Source organism: Halosolutus sp. YCN4 (assembly GCF_059736495.1).
Genome location: NZ_JCASSM010000001.1, coordinates 1,036,269 through 1,056,370 on the forward strand (window position 1 = coordinate 1,036,269; position 20,102 = coordinate 1,056,370).

General features: G+C 66.5%; 17 protein-coding genes and 1 tRNA gene. 9 read left to right on the forward strand and 9 right to left on the reverse strand.

The genetic code is table 11. The features are described from left to right. Positions 1-103 precede the first annotated feature (103 nt). Genes trpD through trpG form a run of 4 tightly spaced genes read left to right on the forward strand, consistent with a single transcriptional unit; the run spans position 104 to position 4,132 of the window. Entirely contained in the window at positions 104-1,132 is a 1,029-nt protein-coding gene (gene trpD / locus AC6I6X_RS05110; protein WP_497929415.1) for an anthranilate phosphoribosyltransferase, read from the forward strand. Then, positions 1,129-1,788, forward strand: coding sequence for a phosphoribosylanthranilate isomerase (locus AC6I6X_RS05115; protein WP_497929416.1), 660 nt, complete (start codon positions 1,129-1,131; stop codon positions 1,786-1,788). Before trpD ends, AC6I6X_RS05115 begins: the two co-directional genes overlap by 4 nt. After that, positions 1,785-3,500 carry an anthranilate synthase component I gene (trpE, locus tag AC6I6X_RS05120; protein WP_497929417.1) on the forward strand — a complete coding sequence of 572 codons (1,716 nt, stop codon included), beginning with the start codon at positions 1,785-1,787 and terminating at the stop codon, positions 3,498-3,500. Before AC6I6X_RS05115 ends, trpE begins: the two co-directional genes overlap by 4 nt. Next, positions 3,497-4,132 (forward strand): anthranilate synthase component II, encoded by a 636-nt coding sequence (trpG, locus tag AC6I6X_RS05125; RefSeq protein WP_497929418.1) that lies wholly within the window; start codon positions 3,497-3,499, stop codon positions 4,130-4,132. Before trpE ends, trpG begins: the two co-directional genes overlap by 4 nt. A 225-nt stretch (positions 4,133-4,357) precedes the next feature. Here the strand turns inward: trpG and AC6I6X_RS05130 are convergent, their stop codons facing one another. Next, complete coding sequence (locus AC6I6X_RS05130; RefSeq protein ID WP_497929420.1) at positions 4,358-4,543, reverse strand: DUF8029 family protein; 186 nt, start codon at positions 4,541-4,543, stop codon at positions 4,358-4,360. 507 nt (positions 4,544-5,050) lie between these two features. Here AC6I6X_RS05130 and AC6I6X_RS05135 point away from each other — a divergent pair. After that, positions 5,051-8,164: an adenosylcobalamin-dependent ribonucleoside-diphosphate reductase gene (locus tag AC6I6X_RS05135; RefSeq protein ID WP_497929421.1), complete on the forward strand. Its 3,114-nt coding sequence runs from the start codon at positions 5,051-5,053 to the stop codon at positions 8,162-8,164. 224 nt (positions 8,165-8,388) lie between these two features. Continuing rightward, positions 8,389-8,529: an HVO_2523 family zinc finger protein gene (locus tag AC6I6X_RS05140; RefSeq protein ID WP_497929422.1), complete on the forward strand. Its 141-nt coding sequence runs from the start codon at positions 8,389-8,391 to the stop codon at positions 8,527-8,529. A gap of 207 nt (positions 8,530-8,736) precedes the next feature. On the opposite strand, the gene AC6I6X_RS05145 is transcribed toward AC6I6X_RS05140, so the two are convergent. Continuing rightward, positions 8,737-9,516, reverse strand: coding sequence for a TVP38/TMEM64 family protein (locus tag AC6I6X_RS05145; RefSeq protein ID WP_497929423.1), 780 nt, complete (start codon positions 9,514-9,516; stop codon positions 8,737-8,739). 95 nt (positions 9,517-9,611) lie between these two features. Here AC6I6X_RS05145 and AC6I6X_RS05150 point away from each other — a divergent pair, with 95 nt between their 5' ends. Next, the gene (locus AC6I6X_RS05150) at positions 9,612-10,034 is read left to right on the forward strand and encodes a DUF5830 family protein (RefSeq protein ID WP_497929424.1); all 423 of its coding nucleotides are present in this window, start codon (positions 9,612-9,614) and stop codon (positions 10,032-10,034) included. 25 nt (positions 10,035-10,059) lie between these two features. On the opposite strand, the gene AC6I6X_RS05155 is transcribed toward AC6I6X_RS05150, so the two are convergent. Continuing rightward, the gene (locus AC6I6X_RS05155; protein ID WP_497929425.1) at positions 10,060-11,214 is read right to left on the reverse strand and encodes a DUF7115 domain-containing protein; all 1,155 of its coding nucleotides are present in this window, start codon (positions 11,212-11,214) and stop codon (positions 10,060-10,062) included. 112 nt (positions 11,215-11,326) lie between these two features. Between AC6I6X_RS05155 and AC6I6X_RS05160 the strand changes: the two genes are divergently transcribed. Then, positions 11,327-11,477 (forward strand) — tRNA-Met (locus AC6I6X_RS05160). A 237-nt stretch (positions 11,478-11,714) separates the two neighbouring features. On the opposite strand, the gene AC6I6X_RS05165 is transcribed toward AC6I6X_RS05160, so the two are convergent. From AC6I6X_RS05165 to AC6I6X_RS05190, 6 genes are all read right to left on the reverse strand, one after another. Next, a complete protein-coding gene (locus AC6I6X_RS05165; protein WP_497929426.1) occupies positions 11,715-11,822 on the reverse strand; it encodes a DUF7989 family protein in 108 nt (35 codons plus the stop codon). A 125-nt stretch (positions 11,823-11,947) separates the two neighbouring features. After that, complete coding sequence (gene ddfA / locus AC6I6X_RS05170; protein WP_497929427.1) at positions 11,948-12,247, reverse strand: DdfA family disk-determining factor; 300 nt, start codon at positions 12,245-12,247, stop codon at positions 11,948-11,950. A 107-nt stretch (positions 12,248-12,354) separates the two neighbouring features. Continuing rightward, on the reverse strand, positions 12,355-15,492 hold the full coding sequence (locus AC6I6X_RS05175) for a PAS domain S-box protein (protein WP_497929428.1): 3,138 nt from the start codon (positions 15,490-15,492) through the stop codon (positions 12,355-12,357). 72 nt (positions 15,493-15,564) lie between these two features. Then, entirely contained in the window at positions 15,565-17,232 is a 1,668-nt protein-coding gene (locus AC6I6X_RS05180) for a gamma-glutamyltransferase family protein (protein WP_497929429.1), read from the reverse strand. Positions 17,233-17,303: 71 nt separating this feature from the next. Beyond that, complete coding sequence (locus AC6I6X_RS05185; protein ID WP_497929430.1) at positions 17,304-18,362, reverse strand: DNA-methyltransferase; 1,059 nt, start codon at positions 18,360-18,362, stop codon at positions 17,304-17,306. 129 nt (positions 18,363-18,491) lie between these two features. Next, positions 18,492-19,046, reverse strand: coding sequence for a hypothetical protein (locus AC6I6X_RS05190; RefSeq protein WP_497929431.1), 555 nt, complete (start codon positions 19,044-19,046; stop codon positions 18,492-18,494). Positions 19,047-19,452: 406 nt separating this feature from the next. Between AC6I6X_RS05190 and AC6I6X_RS05195 the strand changes: the two genes are divergently transcribed. Continuing rightward, positions 19,453-20,094, forward strand: a complete 642-nt coding sequence (locus AC6I6X_RS05195) for a hypothetical protein (protein ID WP_497929432.1) — start codon at positions 19,453-19,455, stop codon at positions 20,092-20,094. Positions 20,095-20,102 lie beyond the last annotated feature (8 nt).

Sequence of the window (20,102 nt, forward strand, 5' to 3'; positions counted from 1 at the left end):
GAATCGATCGCCGTGCGCGAGTAGGACCCACGACCCTCCGACAGGCTTAAGATGATGTACTGATTTGGACATTGTAAGACAACTACGTACATTGGTGTTCACTATGCAGGAGTACGTCAAACGGGTGACCGACGGCGAGGATCTCTCACAGGCAGACGCTCGCGCGGCCTCGAGGGCCGTCTTCGAGGACGCGACGGAGGCACAGATCGGCGCGCTGCTGGCAGGGCTGCGTACGAAAGGCGAAACCGAGGCCGAGATCGCCGGCTTCGCGGAGGGCATGCGAGCGGCCGCCCGGACGATCGATCCCGATCGGACCCCGCTGGTCGACACCTGCGGCACGGGCGGCGACGACTACGACACGATCAACGTCTCGACGACCAGCGCGATGGTGGCCGCCGGCGCGGGGGTGCCGGTCGCCAAACACGGCAACTACTCGGTCTCGTCGTCGTCGGGGAGTTCCGACGTGCTCGAGGAACTCGGCGTCACGCTGGACGTCGAGCCGTCGGCCGTCGAGGCCTCGATCGAGGAGCGGGGAATCGGCTACATGCACGCGCCCGCGTTCCACCCCGCGATGAAGGCCGTCATCGGCCCCCGTCGCGAACTGGAGATGCGGACGATCTTCAACGTGCTCGGCCCCCTGACGAACCCCGCGGGGGCGAACGCACAGGTCATCGGGGTCTACGATCCCGACCTCGCCCCCGTCCTCGCGAACGCGCTCGCGCGAATGGACGTCGATCGCGCGCTGGTCGTCCACGGGTCCGGAACCGACGAGATCGCGATCCACGGCGAGACCGTCGTGGCCGAAGTCGACGGCGAGGACGTCGAGGAGTACGCGATCGAACCGGCGGATCTCGGACTGACGGAACAAGACATCGCGGACATCGCGGGCGGGTCGCCAGCGGAGAACGCGGCCGACCTCCGCGGGATCGTCGAGGGGGACGTGACCGGCGCGAAACGCGACGTCATCCTCGCGAACGCCGGCGCAGCGGTCTACGTCGCGGGCGAGGCCGACTCGCTCGAGGCCGGTGCCGACGCCGCTCGGGCGGCGATCGACTCCGGCGACGCGGCGCGGACGCTCGAGACCCTCCGGACGGGTCAGGAACCGACGGTGGCTGACGTGGACGGCCGATGACGCGCGTGAAGATCTGCGGACTGACGACGACCGGCGACCTCGAGACGGCGATCGACGCCGGCGCCGACGCCGTCGGAGTCATCTGTGACGTGCCGGTCGACACGCCGCGGGAGGTCTCGCGGGAGCGGGCCGCGGCCCTCGCGGCGGCCGTCCCGCCGTTCGTCACGAGCGTGCTGGTGACGATGCCGGAGACGCCCGCGGAGGCGATCGACCTCGTCGAGGCGGTCGCTCCCGACGCGATCCAGATCCACGGCGGGCTGTCGGTCGAGGAACTCGCCACGGTCCGTGCGGCCGTCGACGCGGAGATCCTCGTGGCGATCGACGCCGACGAGGCCGAGACCGCCGCGCGGTACGACGACGTCGTCGACGCCCTCCTGGTCGACTCGACGAGCGACGACGGCGGCGGCGGAACCGGCGACACGCACGACTGGGAGCGGACCCGGGCCGTCGCGGCCGATCTCGAGTCGCCGCTGGTACTCGCTGGCGGCCTCACCCCCGACAACGTCGCGGCGGCCGTCCGGACCGTCGATCCCTTCGGCGTCGACGTCGCGAGCGGCGTCGAGGCCGAGGGTGGCGTCAAGGACGACGACGCCGTGCGATCGTTCGTCGACCGGGCGACGACCGCCGACCGTTCGGTACACACTTCCTCACCATGACCGAATCCGACACCCCCACGCTGGACGTCGATCGAGACGAATTTATCGAGCACGCGGGCGGACGTGAGGAGCGCCCGGTGGTCGTCCGCGCCGTCGCGAATTTCGATCTCGATACGTCACCCCTGGCGGCGTACGCCGCGCTAACTGGCCGATCCAACGGGAGCGACCGCGACCGATCGTCGTACGCGTTCCTGCTCGAGAGCGCCGAGAAGACGGCTTCGAGCGATCCGGACGGCGCGTTCCGGCCGAGTTCCGCCGAGGCCGAGCGCCACGCCCGATTCTCCTACGTCGGCTACGATCCCGAGGCCGTGGTGACGGTCGGACCCGAGGCAACGACCGTCGAGGCCCTCTCCGCGGACGCGCCGATCGACCTGATCGACCCCGACGTCGAGGGCGACACGATCGACGCGCTCCGGGGCGCGCTCCCCGACGTCCGCCTCGCGAACCTGCCGGAACACGATCGCCAGCACCTGGAGGGCGGTCTCGTCGGCTTCCTCGCCTACGACGCCGTCTACGACCTCTGGCTCGAGGAAGTCGGTCTCGAACGACCCGAATCGCGGTTCCCGGACGCCCAGTTCGTCCTGACCACGAAGACCCTCGCGTTCGACGAACTCGAGGGAACGGTCTCGCTCGTCTTCACGCCGGTACTGGGAGCCGACGACGACCCGGACGCGGTCTACGACGAACTCCGATCGGAGGCCGCCGCGGTCGAAGCGACCCTCCGCGAGGCCGAGCCCCCGGAAACGGGCGGGTTCGTCCGCGACTCGGAAGTCGCCGGGCCGAAAGCCGAGTACGAGGAGAGCGTCCGGCGGGCGAAAGAGCACGTCCTCGACGGCGACATCTACCAGGGCGTCGTCTCGCGGACGCGGGAGCTGTACGGCGAGATCGATCCGATCGGCTTCTACGAGGCCATGCGCGACGTGAACCCGTCGCCGTACATGTACCTCCTCGAGCACGACGACCTCACCGTCGTCGGCGCGAGTCCCGAGACGCTGGTCTCGGTGCGCGGGCGCGAGGTCATGGCGAACCCGATCGCCGGCACCTGTGACCGGGGAGCGAGTCCCGTCGAGGATCGCCGACTCGCGGGCGAGATGCTGGCCGACGAGAAGGAACGCGCCGAGCACACGATGCTCGTCGATCTCGCCCGAAACGACGTGCGCCGCGTCGCCGAACCCGGGTCCGTCCGGGTCGACGAGTTCATGAACGTCCTCAAGTACAGCCACGTCCAGCACATCGAGTCGACCGTGACGGGCGAACTGGCGGCCGACGCGGACGCGTTCGACGCGACCCGCGCCTCGTTCCCCGCCGGAACCCTCTCGGGCGCGCCGAAGATCCGGGCCATGGAGATCATCGACGATCTAGAAGCCACCCCCCGCGGACTCTACGGCGGCGGCGTCGGCTACTACTCCTGGACCGGCGACGCCGACTTCGCGATCGTGATCCGGACGGCCACGGTGGAAGCAGGCGCGGCGCCACACGCCGCGGACGAGCGGGAGGGAGAGCCGCGACCCGAGGCCGATCGGATCACGGTCCAGGCTGGCGCAGGACTCGTCGCCGACAGCGATCCCGAAGCCGAGTACGAGGAGACCGAGAAGAAGATGGGCGGCGTGCTCGCGGCGATCGAGGCGATCGAACGCGACGGGACCGAGACGGGCACCGCGGGGGAAGCCCCGACTGAGAACCTCGAGAGGACCCCGGAGGTGGGCCGATGAGCGCGACGGGCGAAGAGTCAGCCGTCGATTCGGCCGCGGAGACGGACCCGCTCACTGTGTTGTTCGTCGACAACTACGACTCGTTCACCTACAACCTCGTCGAGTACGTCAGCCAGCAGGACGGCACCGAAACCGAGGTCGTGAAGAACACGGCGTCGCTCGACGATGTCCGGGCAGTCGATCCCGACGCGATCGTCATCAGTCCCGGACCCGGCCACCCGAAGAACGACCGCGACGTCGGGGTCTCGATGGACGTCCTCCGCGAGGTCAGCCCCGAGGTGCCGACGTTCGGGGTCTGTCTCGGCCTCGAGGCCGCCGTCTACGAGTACGGCGGCTCGATCGGCAGGGCACCGGACCCGATCCACGGCAAGGCCTCGGCGGTCGACCACGACGAGCGGGGCGCCTTCGACGGCCTCGAACAGGGCTTTCGCGCGGGCCGGTATCACTCGCTCGTCGCGACCGACGTGCCGGACTGTTTCGAGGTGACGGCGACGGCCGACCACGGGACCGAGACGCTCGTCATGGGCGTCCGCCACCGCGAGTACCCGATCGAGTGCGTGCAGTTTCACCCCGAGAGCGTGCTCACGGCCGTCGGACACGACGTGATCGAGAACTTCCTCGCGTCGGTCTGAGACGGGCCAGTGCTGGGCGCTCGCGTGAACGGTCGCCGTTCCGAAGGCGACGGTGTGAGAACAGTCCCGACGATACTCGGGAGAACGGGGCATACGAACCGCTGTTCGTCAGTTTCGGCACACCCCTGTCCGTCAGTTCCGGCTCCCCGCGACCTACTGCGGGTGTGCCGGTATCTCGGGACAGCGGTTCGTAACCAGTACCTTCAGCACAGCTCGGAGCGGCCGTTAGACGCCAGGGAGGACCTCGAGCGACCCGGTCGCGTAGAGCGCCGCGAGGACGATCGCGGCGACGATGCCGACGCGGACGGCCAGTTTGATCGCGATTCGAATCGCGACGATGGCGACGGCGATGGCAGCGAGGGCTGCCAGCGCGAGGAGTATCGCCGAGCCCGATGTCAGGGGTTCGAACATATCCCCATCCCCGCACCGAAAGGACGTAATCTTTCTGGATACTGTGACACACTGTCGACGACGAGTGTGTCGATCGCCGACCAGTCGGGTCGAGTCGTCTGGCGACGGCGTGACGAGTGACTGGCGCCGACGTGCCGTTCGATCGAACCCCCACGAGAGGACCGAACGGGACCGGCCTGAAAGAGAAAACCACGCGAAGGAACGGCGAATACTCTCGATCGAGGCCACTTTCAGGTCGCTCTGAAAATCGTTAAGGCCGTCGGCCACGTAGTGTCTGATAGCACAGGAGACGCCCGTTTCGCCGGTCGTCCTCCGCATCGACCACGACAGAAAACAGAGACATCTATACAACCAGAATTGGACTATTACAAGCAAAGTAGGATGGGATCACACATTTTAAGGTGCATGCATGAATACCAGACCTTCGTCACGAATGATGCAAGACAGGACCCGGCCCCACGCCAGAATCGGTACGCGGCAGCGGGATAGCGACCAGGTGACTCGCGCATGAGCGAGTCGGAACTCTCCGCGGAAGAACTCACCCTTCCCATCAAGCGCACCGACGGCGACACGCTCGAGGAGCGGCTGACGGACAACGCCTATCACAACATCCTCCCGGCGCGCTACCTGCGCAAGGACGCGGACGGCGACCTCGTCGAGGAACAGGAGGACCTCTTCGACCGGGTCAGCAAGAACATCGCGCTCGCGGAGGCCGTCTTCGAGGCCGAACGGCGAGACGTCGAGATCACGGTCACGCCGGACCAGCTCAAGCCCGACCACCCGCGGCGTGACGAACTCGCCGAGGAGGTATTCGGTGCCGGAACCACTCCAGATGACGACGCTGAGACGGCGCTGTCTATTTATAACGTCAACAAGTTCGCCTACGAGACCGTCGTCCCCGAACTCCCCGACGACATCCGCGAACACGTCGAGGACGTCGCCGACGAGTTCCAGGGAATGATGGAGAACCTCGACTTCATGCCGAACTCGCCGACCCTGATGAACGCCGGCGACGAGCTCCAGCAGCTCTCGGCGTGTTTCGTCGACTCTCCGGAGGACGACATCGACGATATCCATCAGACCGCCAAGGAAGCCGCACAGGTCTTCCAGAGCGGTGGCGGCATGGGCTATGCCTTCTGGCGGCTCCGTCCCTACGGCGACGCGGTCGGCTCGACCGGCGGCATCGCATCCGGCCCGATCACGTTCATGCGCACGTACGACCAGATGTGCGAGACGATCGCCCAGGGCGGCGCTCGCCGCGGCGCGCAGATGGGCGTTATGCGCGTCTCCCACCCGGACGTCATCCAGTTCATCCACGCCAAGAACAAGGACGTCTCGCTGGCCGAAACGCTGCGCCTAAACGACCCCGACGACTTCACGCACAACTCCTTCCAGGCCGCCCTGGAGGAGGCTCGCGAACTCATCGACGACGAGGGCCGGGTCCCCGAGCATCTCCGAAACGCCGTCGAAGGGCACCTCTCGAACTTCAACATCTCGGTCGGGATCACGGACGATTTCATGGAGGCCGTCCAGAACGGCGAGGAGTTCACGTTCACCAACCCCCGGACGGGCGAGCCACACATCGCGACCGAAGAGACGAAAGAGCTCTACGAGATGTTCGGCCTCGGCGAGCACGTCGAGGTCGGCGAGGAGCTGTCGATCCCGGCCGAAGAGCTCTGGAACGACATCGTCGAGGGCGCCCACGAAAACGGCGAACCTGGCGTCATCTACCTCGAGCGAGTGAACAAGGAACACTCCTTCGACGTCGAGAAACACCCCGACCACCGCATCCTCGCGACGAATCCCTGTGGCGAACAGCCGCTCGAGGAGTACGAGGCCTGTAACCTCGGCCACATCAACCTCTCGACGCTCGCGGACCTCGAGGCACCCGACTGGCGCGTCTGGTACGACGAGCACGGCGACGAGTACGACTCGCTCGAGGACGCCGTCGACGCCTTCCTCGCAGAGGCCGTCGACTTCGAGGAGTTCGACCGGCGCATCGAGATGGGCACGCGGTTCCTCGAGAACGTCGTCACGATGAGCGACTTCCCGGTCGAGAAGATCGAACAGAAGGTCCGGGAGATGCGCAAGATCGGGCTGGGCATCATGGGCCTGGCGCAGCTGTACATCCAGCTGGGTATGGAGTACGGCAGCGAGGTCTCCAACGAGGTCGCGCGTCAGCTGATGACCCACATCAATCACGAGTCGAAGTGGACCTCCCACGAACTCGCCACGGAGCGCGGGAGTTTCGACGAGTGGGACAAGTCCAAGTACGCGAACCCGACCGAGTACCGCGAGTGGTTCGAGCACCAGACCGGCCTCGACGCCGACGACTGGGAGGACGGGTTCCCGATCCGGAACCACAACACGACGACCATCGCCCCGACCGGCACGACCTCGATGGTCGGCAACACCACGGGCGGCTGCGAACCGATCTACAACGTCGCCTACTACAAGAACGTCTCCGACGACGTCCAGGGCGACGAGATGCTCGTCGAGTTCGACGACTACTTCCTCCGGGTGCTGGAGGACAACGACATCGACGTCGAAGCGGTGAAAGAGGAGGCTCAAGAGCAGATGGCGACCAACCAGTTCAACGGCGTCGAGGGGCTCTCGTCGGTGCCGGACGCCATCGGCGAACTGTTCGTCACGACCGGCGACCTCTCGGCGAAAGAGCACGCCGGCGTGCAGGTCGCCTGTCAGGAAGGGGTCGACTCCGCAATTTCGAAGACCGTCAACGCGCCCAACGACTCGACGGTCGAGGACGCCAAGGACGTCTTCGAGTACATCTACGAGCACGGCGGCAAGGGAGTTACGTATTACCGCGACGGCACCCGCAGCAAGCAGGTGTTGACGACGCGTGCGAAAAACACCGACTTCGCCGACGAGACCGAGGCCGCCGAGGCGCTGGTCGAACAGATCGACGAGATCTTCGGCGGCCTCGAGGCGTTCCTCGAGAGCGAGGAGGTTCAGGACGTCCTCGAGGCAGAACTCGACTCGCTGGTCGGCGACGCCGACGACGACGAACCGGTCCACGTCGACTTCACCGAGAAGCGCGAGCGGCCCGACGCGCTCCAGGGCGTCAGCCAGCGCATCGACACCGGCTACGGGAAGGTCTACGTGACAATCAACGAGGACCCCGAGACGGGTCAGCCGTTCGAACTGTTCGCGAACATCGGCCACTCGGGTGGCTTCACGAACTCCTTCACCGAGGCGCTGGCGAAGGTCATCTCGACCTCGCTGCGCTCGGGCGTCGACCCCGAGGAGATCGTCGACGAACTCTGTGGCACCCGCTCGCCGAAAGTCGCCTGGGACAAGGGCGAACAGATCCAGTCGATTCCCGACGCGATCGGCACCGCGATGCGCCGGTACCTGGAGGACGAGATCGACAAGCCGTACCCGACCCAGCAGACCTTAGAGGAATCGGCCGACGCCGGGGCGGTCGACCCCGACGGCCCCAAGACCGACGGCGGCGCGGCGGCCGCGAGCGACTCCGACGACGCCACGCAGGACCTCATCGACGCCGGTGAATCGCCGGAGTGTCCCGACTGTGGCTCGCTGTCGCTGTACTACTCCGAAGGCTGCAAGACCTGCGAGTCCTGTGGCTGGAGCGAGTGCTGATACGGATCGCTGTACCGATGTACCGGCGCAACCGCCGCCCGGATCGCGGTTGCGCCGGAACTGACTTACAGTAAACCGTATGAGCCCCCGTTGTACCGTTTCTGACGGGCGCTGACGGCGCCCGTCTCCGACGAACGTCGGTGCAAAACCGCGATCGCGCCGAACCGATTTTCGACGATCGCAGTTCCGAGTCCTTACTACCCCGAGGCCAGTAGCTAGCTGCGATGACGGACGAGGAAGACGATGGACGTGGCGGGCGACCCTGTCCCCGGTGTGACCAGCCCCTGTTCAGGCGCCACTGCAAGTACGTCTGTCCACAACACGGGGTCGTCTACGACTGCTCGGACCCGTTCTGGCAGTCCTGACGCCGACGATCGAACGACTCGGCGCGTGAGTTCGACGCATCTGATACGAGACGGCGGTCTCTCCTCTCGACCGAACCTTCTCCACGGCCACGCAACCGACGGTTCTCGTCGGCGGGTGGTGTCCGCTCATACGGACTCCTGTCCGTCGTTTCCGGCGCAACCGCGACCCTCTGCGATTGCACCGGTACATCGGTACAGCAATCCGTATCAGCCGTCAGCTCCGTGTCCCGACTCGGTCGATCCCCGCCGTGTTCGGGCCACGCGATAGATCGGTCCCGTGAGCAAGACGCCTGCGGCGATGGCACAGCCGACCGTGAGCGGAACCCCGACGTCACCGAGACCGGCGGTCGTCACCGTCGCGGCCGACGCACCGACGACGACCGCGGCGATCGTCCACGGCAGTTCGCCGATCGCCGTTCCGACCACCAGGTGCCGGAGTCGAACGTCGCTGACCGCCGCCGTCGCCGTCGCCACGTCCGACGGGATCGGAGCCAGCCGTGACGCGACGACGCCGCGGAGCGGCCCGGCAACGCCGTAGTACCGATCGATCGCCGTGCCGGCCCGGTCGAAAAGTCGCCCAGCCACGCCGCCGAGAGCCACTGTCGGGGGTGCCGGTCCGGACCCGGCCGTCGGATCGACCCTGCCAGCGGTGCCGGCGTCCCGACGGGCAGCCGCTCCGGTCCCGGTGAACCGACGAACGGCGACGAAGACGGGAATCACGGTGGTGACGACGCCGGCCAGGGCGATCGGCACGCCGAGGCTCACGCCGTAGCCGTAGCCGACGACGACCGCGAGCGGCGTCGTCGGCCAGGCGAACAGCGGGCGCACGAGATAGAGCCCCGCGACGACGAGTGCGAACTGATAGGGGTCCGACGCGAGGCTCGCGACGGTCTCGATCGTCCGCGACGGAGAGACCAGCATTCCCACGGCGACCAGGCCGCTGACGAGGAGGAGACCAGCGATCGCCCGACCGGTCGGCGACGACATCGGTCGCAGTTTCGTCTCGAGTACCGAAGCCTTTGTGCCTCGTCTCGGGGTGCGCGACGCAACGTTTATTCGATCGGCGGAAACAGGAGACAACGATGGCTGACGACCCCGAGGACGCCGCCGACGGCGATCGAGGGACCGGTGGAACCGCCACCGACGACGTGACCGACGATCGCGTCGCACTCGGCCTCGCACTGCTGGAACGGCTGGAACACGAGTCGCTCCCGCTTCCCGCGGTCGTCGATCGCATCGAGACGGTGACGACCGATCCGACGGTGACCCGGACAATCCTCGATCGCGCCGAGTTGCGGGGCATCATCGATCGCGAGGACGGCGTCGTCCGCCCGAAGAGCCGCCAGTACGTCCGCTTCGGGCAGGACGTGATCACCAAAGAGGGGGACTTCTCCTGCAAGCGCTGTGGCTCGGGGCTGTCGACGGGGTACTTCATCGACCTCGAGGCCGGGGAACTCGGCCCCTTCGGCTCCTCGTGCATTCGAAAGGTGACCGGTCGCGAGTGAATCCTCGGCCCGGCGACGATCGCACCTACCGACCCTGGCGCAGTTCCGCGATCAACTGTTCGATCGTCTGTTGCTGTTTCTCGATGCGATCGCTCTGGCGTTCGACGGCCGCTTCGAGGTCTTCGAGGCGGTCGAGCAGTTCGGGATCGGGACCGCTGCTGGGTTCGGCCGTCGGTTCCGTCGCGACGTCCGACGAACTCTCGGCCGCCGCCAGCAGGTCGTCCGTATCGATCTCGGTCGATTCGCCGGTCGTCGCGGGGGTATCCTGCCCGGCCGATCGATCAGCCGCTCCATCGGGCCGATCGCGATCCCGGATGGCGTCGACGGCGTCCGGCATCGCACTGTCGCTCGCGAGCGGGTCGGTCGGCTGGGACTGAGACGGAGGTTGGGACCGCGAATCCGGCTGGTCGACTCCGGTCGTGACCGTCTGCTCGCCGTCGCCAGCGTAGTCGTCCGGTTCCGGCGGATCCGCGTCGAGCGGATCGACGCCGTCGCCGAAGTCGACGGTTCCGGTGGATCGATCGGTCATCGGCTCCTCGTCCTCGCCCAGGACCTCGTTGAATTCCGCCAGCGACTCGACGTCGTGGTACTCGAACAGAGCGCGTTTGAGCCGTTCACGCAGGTCGTTGGCGTCCTCGTTCGGGGCCTTGATCCGCTGGGGCCGGCCGTCGACGGTGAGGACGATCTGCGTGGCGACGCTCCCGTCCTCGAACGCGAGGTTCGTCACGTCGTCGTAGTGGTACTCCTCGTAGTCCTCGTCCCAGACGGCCTCCCCGATGTGCTTGACGAGTCGATCGCTGGTGACGATCAGCGTGAGTTCGCTGAATCGGTAGGTCTTGGCGACCGTCTCGCCGGCGTCCGTGATACCGTTGCCGTTCAACACGCCCGCGAGGACGGGGTGGAGCACGGCGTCGGTCTTGCTCGACGGGACCGTGAAGTTCATGGACCCCTCGAGGGCGTACTCGAGGGTGAACTTGGTCTTGCGCCGCCCCTCAGAGAGGGTGAGGCGATCGGCGTCGTGGGGGAATTTGTCGACCGATTCGTCGCTCAGGAGTCCATCGGCGCGATAAATGATAGTGTTCGTGGGGGTGATGAAGAGTTCGTCTTCCCCGCCGAGAGAAACTCGCGCCGAAATCTCCTCGCCATCGAGGGTAGACTGGACGATGCCGGGAACGCTCATGCACCGCAGTTCGTATGGCCCTGTCATAAATCCGTGGGTAACTGTGACTCCGCCTCCCACGACGGTCACGAATGAGAAGGTTAAAGAACAGCACCGCACTACGGAAGAACGAGCCCGGGTGGCTTAGCTGGACATAGCGCCGCACTCATAGGGTTCAGAGATTCGGTGCGGTACGCCTTGGAAGCCTCCGTGTCCCGTAGAGGACTGCCGAGCCTCGGACCTGGGACATGCGGAGATCGAGGGTTCGGAGCCCTCCCCGGGCACTGGCTTTCTATGCGACGTCACGAACGAAGTGAGTGATGAGTCTATAAGTCAGTGCCCCGATCGAGCCGGCCGAGAGTGGTCACCGGGCCAGTCTCAAGCGTCCCGGAAGGATGGCCGTTCTGGACCGTTCGGCAGCGACGATTGGACGCGATATCGAACGGATCGGAACAGGGAGAAGACGAACTCGAAGGGCGATCGGTACCTCGATCGATTGTCCGTGAATCGGCCCCGGGCGGTCACTCGGAGTGAGATTCGTCGCCCCGGTGCCACACGTTGGTAACGGAGACCCCGGTCGGCGGCGTGTGGCTGACGTCTTTCATCGTCTGCGTGCGTCGGTCTGTCATGGTTGACACTCGTACACGATCGCCCTATAAATCGATTGTGGGTGGTGGATAATTACAATATAATGTGTTTATACATCACCTGGTAACCGGACCACACAGCGAGAAATGACAGCAAAATCCGCGTCTTACGCGTGCGCAACTCTAATTTCGCCGTCAGAATCGACAGTGACCAGACAATCGTTGTATTCGAAGGTTACGGACCCCCCAGATCGAAGTCCGTTCGCCCGCGGCTCGAAGAGTCGTTCGAGAGCGTCGGCGTTGATCGCGTAGTGAAGCGGGTCGAGTTCGGTGACGTCGACGTTGCAGAACGCCGCGACGGCGTCCGCGACGGCGACACTGAGCGGTTCGTCGTCGAGGCGATCGTACTGGACAGCGTACTGTTCTTCCGTCGATACCGACGGCGATCGTGAAGTCATTTCGGTCATTGGATAGGTACCCCCATACGCTGGAAGACAATCGAACTGTTTGGGACTCGGTGCAAAGAGGTTGATCGTTAACTGTGTAAGCCGAGTTTCGAGCAGAGGTTAAGTCTTTAACCCTCTGGGACACCGCTCGTGCTATCGAACAGCGCCGCGAGGAGTTTTTCCTCGACGGTCCGGACGTGTTTGTGAAACGCCGGCGGCGAAATGTCGAGCGACTCGGCGATCTCCTCGCCGGTCGTCTCCCGGGGCCACTCGAAGAACCCGCCGTGGTAGGCGGTCTGGACGACTTCACGCTGGCGATCGGTGAGCGTCTCGAGCAGGGCGTTCCGACTCCGTGCGTCGAGCGTCGTCTCCTCGACTGTCGGCTGTTCGCGACGGGCGACCATCGACACCGGAAGGCCGTGGCGTTCGATGTCCGACAGCACCTCGCGGATCTCGATCGCGTCCGGCACGTCGACGATCGCGCGAGCGGTCGTCCCGTCGGTCGTGAACGATCGTAACGTGGCACCGTGTGCGTCGACGATCGACCCGAGGAACGATTCGGTGAACTGGAGTTGCACCAGCGTCTGGTCCGCCGTCTCGGCGATGATCGAGGCGTACTCGACGCCGTCGACCCCCGCGATCGCGTCGTCGAGATCGGTGTCGTCGATCGATCGGTCGGCCGCGACGAACACGATCGCCGACCCGTCCGCTCGCGACGTGGCCCCCTCGAAGGTCAGGTGCGTGTCGAGTCGGGCCGCGAGCCGACACAGTATCGACTCGTCCTCGAGTTCCAGTTCGACCTCCGTCCGCTCGTCGTCCAGCAACGCGTTCTTGCGCTTGACCGCGTCGATCGCGTACGCGATAGTTTCCCCGAGTTCCGAAAGCGTCGACCGGAACGTCTCGTCGAAGACGTCCCGGTCCTCGCCGTATATCGTGAGCACGCCGTAGAGGAAGTCGTCGTAGACGAGCGGAACGGCGTACACCGACTGGAAGTTCCGGGAGAGGGCGTCGGCGCGCCAGGCACCGTCACGGACCGCGTCGGCGACGTTTTCGACGTAGGTCGGCGTTCGGGTCCGTGCGGTCCGACCGGCGGGTTCGGCGGCCGAGTCGTCGACGGTCGTCACCGTAACCGAGTCGAGATAGCCCCGATCGAGTCCCGCGACGGCCCGCGAACGGATCCGGTTCCCGCTCGGATCGGGTTCGCCGATCCAGACCATCGAACAGGAATCGAGATCGGCCAGTCGGTCGCAGATACCCGCCTCGATCTCGCTCCGGGAATCGGCCATCAGGAGGAGCTGTTCGATATCCTGGCGGACCTGGTTGGCGTGGTTCAGTCGCTCGAGGTGGATGTTCTGCTGCTTGAGTTCGCGCTCGTGGTCGTGGAGCCGTCTGGTCCGGCCGATCCGATCGAGGGCGGCCTCGGCCGTCGTCGCGAACAGGTCCGCGAGTTCGACGGTCTCCTCGTCGTAGGCGTTCGAATCGGGCGAGAGTGCCACGAGCACGCCGTGTTCGCCCAGCGGGACGTAGAGCGCGCTCCGAACGGACGCCGCGTCGAACCACCGGTCGGCGCCGTCGACGTCGTCGACGACGCGCGGGTGTCCCTCGACGAACGTCTGCCACGCCAGTCCCTCGTCGGGGCCGAGGCGACGCGGTGACCCGATCGTCGTCTCGAACGCGGACGAGTACGCCGCCGGAACGAGTTCGTTGTGCTGCTCGTCGAACCGGTAGACGACGCTGTCGATGTCGAGGACCTCGGTCGCGACGTCGACGATGTACTCGCACGCGGCCTGTTTGGATTCGACGGTGAGCAGGTGACTCGTCGCCTCGTGGAGGGCGTTCAGCGTCTCGTGGTACTGGACCCGCTCGGTGACGTCGACCGCGACGCCGATGACCCGATCGACCGTCCCGTCCGCGGTGATCGGCCGGTACCAGCTTTCGAAGACGCGATCGCGGACCCGTCGCTGGCAGTGGACCGACTCGCCCCCGAGGGCGCGTCTCGCGTCGTCCCTGATGTCCGGATAGTCCTCGAACACCTCGAAGATCGTGTCGCCGACCACCTCGGACGGTTCGATGCCGACGTTATCGAGCCCCCGCCCCTCCGAGAGCGTGAACGTGCCGTCCTCGTCGAGGACGTAGAGAATGATCGGGGCGTTCTCGACGAGGGTCTGGAGCCGTTCGGTCCGCTCCGTGAGTTCACGCTCGCGTTCGACCCGGTCCGTGATGTCACGGAAGTAGACCGAGATGCCCGATCGGGAGGGGTAGATCCGCGCCTCGACCCACATGTCGTAGGGGTCGTAGTACCGTTCGAGCGTGCGGGGCTCCTGTTCGGTCATCGCCTCGAGCGACCGCTCCTCGAACGCCGTCCCTCGCATGCCGGGAAACACGTCGAGGAACTCCCGACCGAGCAGGTCCTCGGGCTCGAACTCGAGCAGTTCCCCCGCCCGATCGTTGACGTACGTAAAGCGGAACTCGGTGTCGAGCGCGAAGAACGCGTCCGTCACCCGCTCGAACGACTCGCCGAGTTCCTGCCGGACCCGGTGGAACTGCGTCACGTCGCGAATCGAAGCGATCACGCCGCCGACGACCGGATCGTCGAGCCTGTTCGTCAGCACGGCCTCGTAGACGCCCCACGTGTCGTCGTCGTCCCGGTACCGGAACTCGACGGTCCGCGTCGCGCCGAGGTCGTCCTCGCAGACGGCCTCGAACGTCTGGACGACGTCGATCCGGTCGTCGGGATGGACGGCGTCGATCACGTGATTCCCGAGCAGATCGGTCGGTTCGGCGCCGACGACCCGCTCTACCGACGGGCTGACGTACGTCACCCGCCCCGACTCCGAGAGAACGGCGAGCAGGTCCGACGATCGTTCGATGAGCGCGCGAAACCACTCCTCGCGACGCTCGACGGCCGCTCGTGTCGAGTGAAACTCGATCGTCTGCCGGAGTCGGTTTGCGAGCAGCGACGGGTCCTCGAGTGTCGGCGTCGCGACGACGTCGGTGGCGTCGTCGAAGAGATCGTCGTCGCGGTCGGCGCCGGGGTCGACGACGAAGAGCACCGGTTTCGAGTCCACGGCCGAGAGGACGGCTCGATCGTCCGTGAGGACGCAATCCGCCGCGGCGAGGTCGGCGTCGTCGACGTCCGCGATGGGACCGCTGATCGTGATCTCGTCGTCCTCGAACGCCGACGAGACGGGGCGGGTCCAGTCCCCCGAACCGACGACGAGCACGCACACCGGGATCGGCTCCGGACTCGCGAGACCGCTGTTCATATCCTCGCTGAGAGGGGTGCACGTAAAAACCTCGCGTCGATTGTCATCATTCCTGACTGGTCGTCGATCCGATCAGTAGCCGATCGGGATGCCGTCCTTCCGGGGTTCGGTCGCACCGGCGAGGGTCTCCCCCTGCCGACGGACCAGCTGGGCGCCGCCGAACATGACCGGGGGGAGGACGGAGACGTCGTGGCCCTTGCGGGCCAGTTTCGCCGCGTTCGGGAGCCGCTCCTCGACGGCGAGCGTCCCGTCCTCGCGGTACCGCCAGCGAGGTGCGTCGAGCGCCGCCTGCGGATCCATCCCGTAGTCGACGATGTTCGAGAGCACCTGGACGTGGCCCTGCGGTTGCATGTATCCGCCCATGACGCCGAAGGCCATCCAGTCGTCCGCGTCCAGTTTCGCGATCGCGGGCACCAGCGTGTGGAACGGTCGTTTCCCCGGCTCGAGGCTGTTTGGGTGGGACGGGTCGAGCGAGAACGAGGCCCCGCGGTTCTGGAGCGCGATCCCCGTCTCGCCGGCGACGAGGCCGCTCCCGAAGCCGGCGAAGCGGGAGTTGATGTAGGAGACGAGGTTCCCCGCCTCGTCGCCGACGGTGAGCAAGACGGTGTCCGTGTCCTCCGCGTGCGCGTTCGGCACGCCGACCGCGGGATCCTGGATCGGCGTCTCGCCGATCGCTCGTGCCCGCTCGCGCGCATACGACTCGTCGGCGAGCGGAGGAACGTCCTCGAACTCGGGGTCCGTAACGTAGTGGTGGCCGTCGACGAACGCGAGTTTCGTCGCCTCCGCGAAGGCGTGGACCCGATCGGGCGAGTCGTACTCGTACTCGCCCGCGCCGATCTTCTCGGCGATGTTCAGCGCCTCGAGCGCGATCAGTCCCTGGTTGTTCGGCGGCAGTTCGAACACCTCGGCCCCGTTGTAGGTGGTGCTGACGGGATCGACGAACTCCGGTTGGAAGTCGGCGAGATCGTCGTGGGTCATGAACCCGCCCGCGGACTGGATCTCCTCGACGATCGCGTCCGCGATCGGTCCCTCGTAGAACGCGTCCGCGCCCTCCTCGGCGATCCGTTGCATGGACTCGCCGAGTCGAGGCAGGGTCACCGTCTGACCCGGATCGGGGCTCTCGTCGTCGAAGAGGTACGCCTCGCGGGCGTGTCCGTCCCGGAAGAGATCCTCGGCTCCCTGCCAGTAGTGCGCGATCACCGGCGAGACGGGATACCCCTCGATCGCGTACTCGATCGCGGGCTGGAGCACCTCGCCGAGCGTCTTCCGACCGAGTTCACGGACCGTCGCCTCCCAGCCGCGGGCGGTCCCGGGAACCGTCACCGCGTGGGGGCCGAGAAACGGCATCTCGAGGTCGTCGCCGCTCGCGTCGCCGTCGACGGCGTACCCCCGCGACGCCGGATAGTATCGATCGAGTGTGTCTGCATCCGCCGCGTCGAGCGCGCCCCGCACGTTCTCGATCGTCGCCTCGGCCGGCGCAGGCCCACACGATCGCATCGCCCCCACCTCGCCGTCGGCGGTCCGGTAGAGCGCGAAGACGTCCCCGCCCAGACCGGTCGAGGTCGGTTCGACGACGTTGAGCGCCGCCGCCGTCGCCACCGCGGCGTCGAAGGCGTTCCCACCGTTCCGGAGGATCGACACGCCCGCCTCCGCGGCGAGGGGCTGGCTCGTCGCGACCATCCCGCGATTCGCGTAGACGGTCGATCGGCGCGAGTCGAAGCGATCGAGATCGACGTTCATGCACACGATCCTGTGAGCCGTGGAGCATAATCCTGTGGGTTCCGGCGGCCCCGTCCGTCGGCCGGGGAGGCTCACCCGATCGACAGCGGTTCGTGGCCGGCCCGGTAGCCCCCCTCGATCGACTCGACCGACGACACCTCGCGGAAGCGAATCCCCCGCTCCATCTTCGTGACGACGACGGTGTCGTAGTGGTCGGCCTCGTAGGCGGGGTCCTTGCCTTCCGCGCGGCGTTCAGCGACGAACTCCCGGTGGCGATCGAGTCGCGCCCGGCCGATCGATCGCGAGAGGTCCGGCACCGCCGCGACTCGGTCGTCGAACACCTCGCGGAACGCCGGTTCGAGTTCGTAGCCGATCGAGTGTCGCCCGGCGCACATCGCGGCCAGCGACGTCGTGCCGGTCCCCCAGAACGGGTCAAGGACGGTATCGCCGTAGGCCGAGTACATACAGCACAGGCGGTAGGGAATCTCGAGCGGGTAGGCCGCCGATCGATCCCGGAGGTCGTCGTCGACCGCGTCGCCCGAGAGGTCCTGCAGTTCGCCGCGCACGTCCGTCCAGACGTCCGAGAACCAGCGGTTGCGCTCCTCCCAGAAGAAGGCCGCCTCGTACCGGCGATCGGCCCGCGGTTCGAACTCGCGGTTGTCGCCGCCGTTCCGGAAGACGAGCACGTACTCGTGTTCCAGCGTGACGTAGGCGTTGGGCGGGAGCGTGCCGCTTCCCATGAACTTCGCGGCGCTGTTTGCCGGCTTGCGCCAGAGGACGTCCGGCAGGGGGTCGAACCCCCGCGACTCGAACGCCTCGAGGATCCGGGCGTGGTTCGGATACACCCGGAAACTCCCGTCGACGGACCGGGTGGCGTCCCCGACGTTGATACAGGCGATTCCGCCGTCGACGAGCACCCGCTCGAGTTCGTCCCAGACCCGATCGAGCTGGGCGTGCATCGCCTCGAACGCCTCCCGGCCCTCCCCCGACTCGAGTGCGTCGCCGATGGCGGGATCGAGGTCGGTAAAGAGGTCGTCCCACATCTCGATCATCGGGTACGGCGGCGACGTGACGACGAGTTCGACGGCGTCGTCGTCGACTGCCGACAGGTCCCGGGCGTCACCGACGTACACGCGATGAGTCGTCTCCATTGACACACAGTGGCGGCGTGGCCCTCTTAGTAGTCGTGGTGTCGGCCACGGCCCGATCGGTCCGGAACGACGGTCGCGTCAGAAAATCGAGAGTCGGCGAGGCGTGCGCGCGAGTCGTCTACGGCCGACTTACTCCTCTTCTTCGTCCTCTTCTTCGGCGGTCTCCGCCTCTTCGCCCGCCTCGGCCGTTTCTTCCTCCTCATCCATCCCGGCGCTGGTCGCCGGTTCGAACTCCTCGATCGGCTCCCACTCCTCTTCCTCGCCGCCCCCGAGGCGACGCCGGAGGAGGACGGCACCGGCGATCACGCCGAGCGTGATGATGATCCGGGGAAGCCGCGAGGGCGACTCCTCGCTCCCGGTTTCGGCCTCGGCGGCCTCCTCCCCTTCGGACTCGCCCGCGACGTCTTCGACGACGTCCTCGATGATCTCCGGTTCCTGAACGTCATCCAGCGACGTCTCCTCGAGTTCTGTCGACTGTCGTCCCGCGAGGAAGCCCACGGCCGCCCCCAGGCCGAACAGTGCCCCCGCGAGCGGCAGTCCTGGCCCGCCCGACGGCCCGCCACCGCCGGATTCTTCGACGCCCTCGAGAATCGAGTCCCGGAGCGGCGTGTCCATCCCTTTCTCGACCGCTTCCTTTACCACGAGTTCGTACAACGTCCTGTCCTGTCCTTTCGTCTCGGGCATAATTCGCCCCGACCACACCGCCGTACATAGTTCTGTCCACCGTTTCGATCGATCGACCCAGCAGGCCGAACGTTACACGTCGGCTACCAGTTCCGTAAATCGCCGGTTGTGCCGCCGCCGTCTGCCGGTTCGGCGGATCCGTTCACGGAACTGGGGGCTCGCTCCGGACACCGATCGCTGAAACGGGACCGATCGAATTCCAGGGGGTTTTGTCGACGTCGGACGGGCGGTGATCGCGAACGGTCGCCTCGGAGCCGCTACCGGCGGATCTCCCCCCTCCCCCTTTCGAGTAAATCCGCGATTTCGCCCGGGAAAACTCCCGGCAGAGAGCCGTTTCCGACGTCTTCCGGCCCGCCGTATGGGAAAGCGTCGCATAACGAAACCGGTAGCTCCGGAGTGTGCAGGTATGAGCGTCATTCGTCAGCCGGAGGTGCTTGGCCGCACGACTCGACGGCGGGTCGTCGGCGTGACCGCGGCGCTCTCGGCGACGGCGGTCGAGACCCTCGCCGTCGGGCTCTGGTTCGGCCTGGTCGTCGGCCCCCGGACGACCTCGACAGCGCTCGCGGGCCTCGGCATTCTCTTCTGTGGCTCGTTGCTCAGGGCCGGCGTCTTCGGGATGACGGTCAGCGACAACGGCGATCTGATCCAGCCACGACGGCTGGGAGCGGCGCTGTTGCTGACGACTGGCTGGGTCGTCTGGCTCTGGGTGGCGGAACTGATCGACGGGGTCCCCGGCCTCGTCGTCGCCACGGTCGTCCTCGTCTGGATCCTGGTCGCCCAGTTCAGCGTCGAGCGCCGCGTCTTCCGGTGTCGGACCACACGGATCGCCAACGAACCGATCGGACCCGCGCTGTTACTGGCAGCTGGCGCGGCGACGCTGCTGGTCTCGGCGTGGTTCGTCGAGTGGACGGCGACGTCGCCGGCGCTCTCGCTCGGCGTCACCTCCTTCGTCGTCTGGATCGACGCGCTCCACCTGGGCGTGTTCGTCTTCGTCCTGTTCTCGTTTCTGGCCCACCAGCATCGGTTTCAGCGACTGCTGAACCCCTGAGTTCCCCG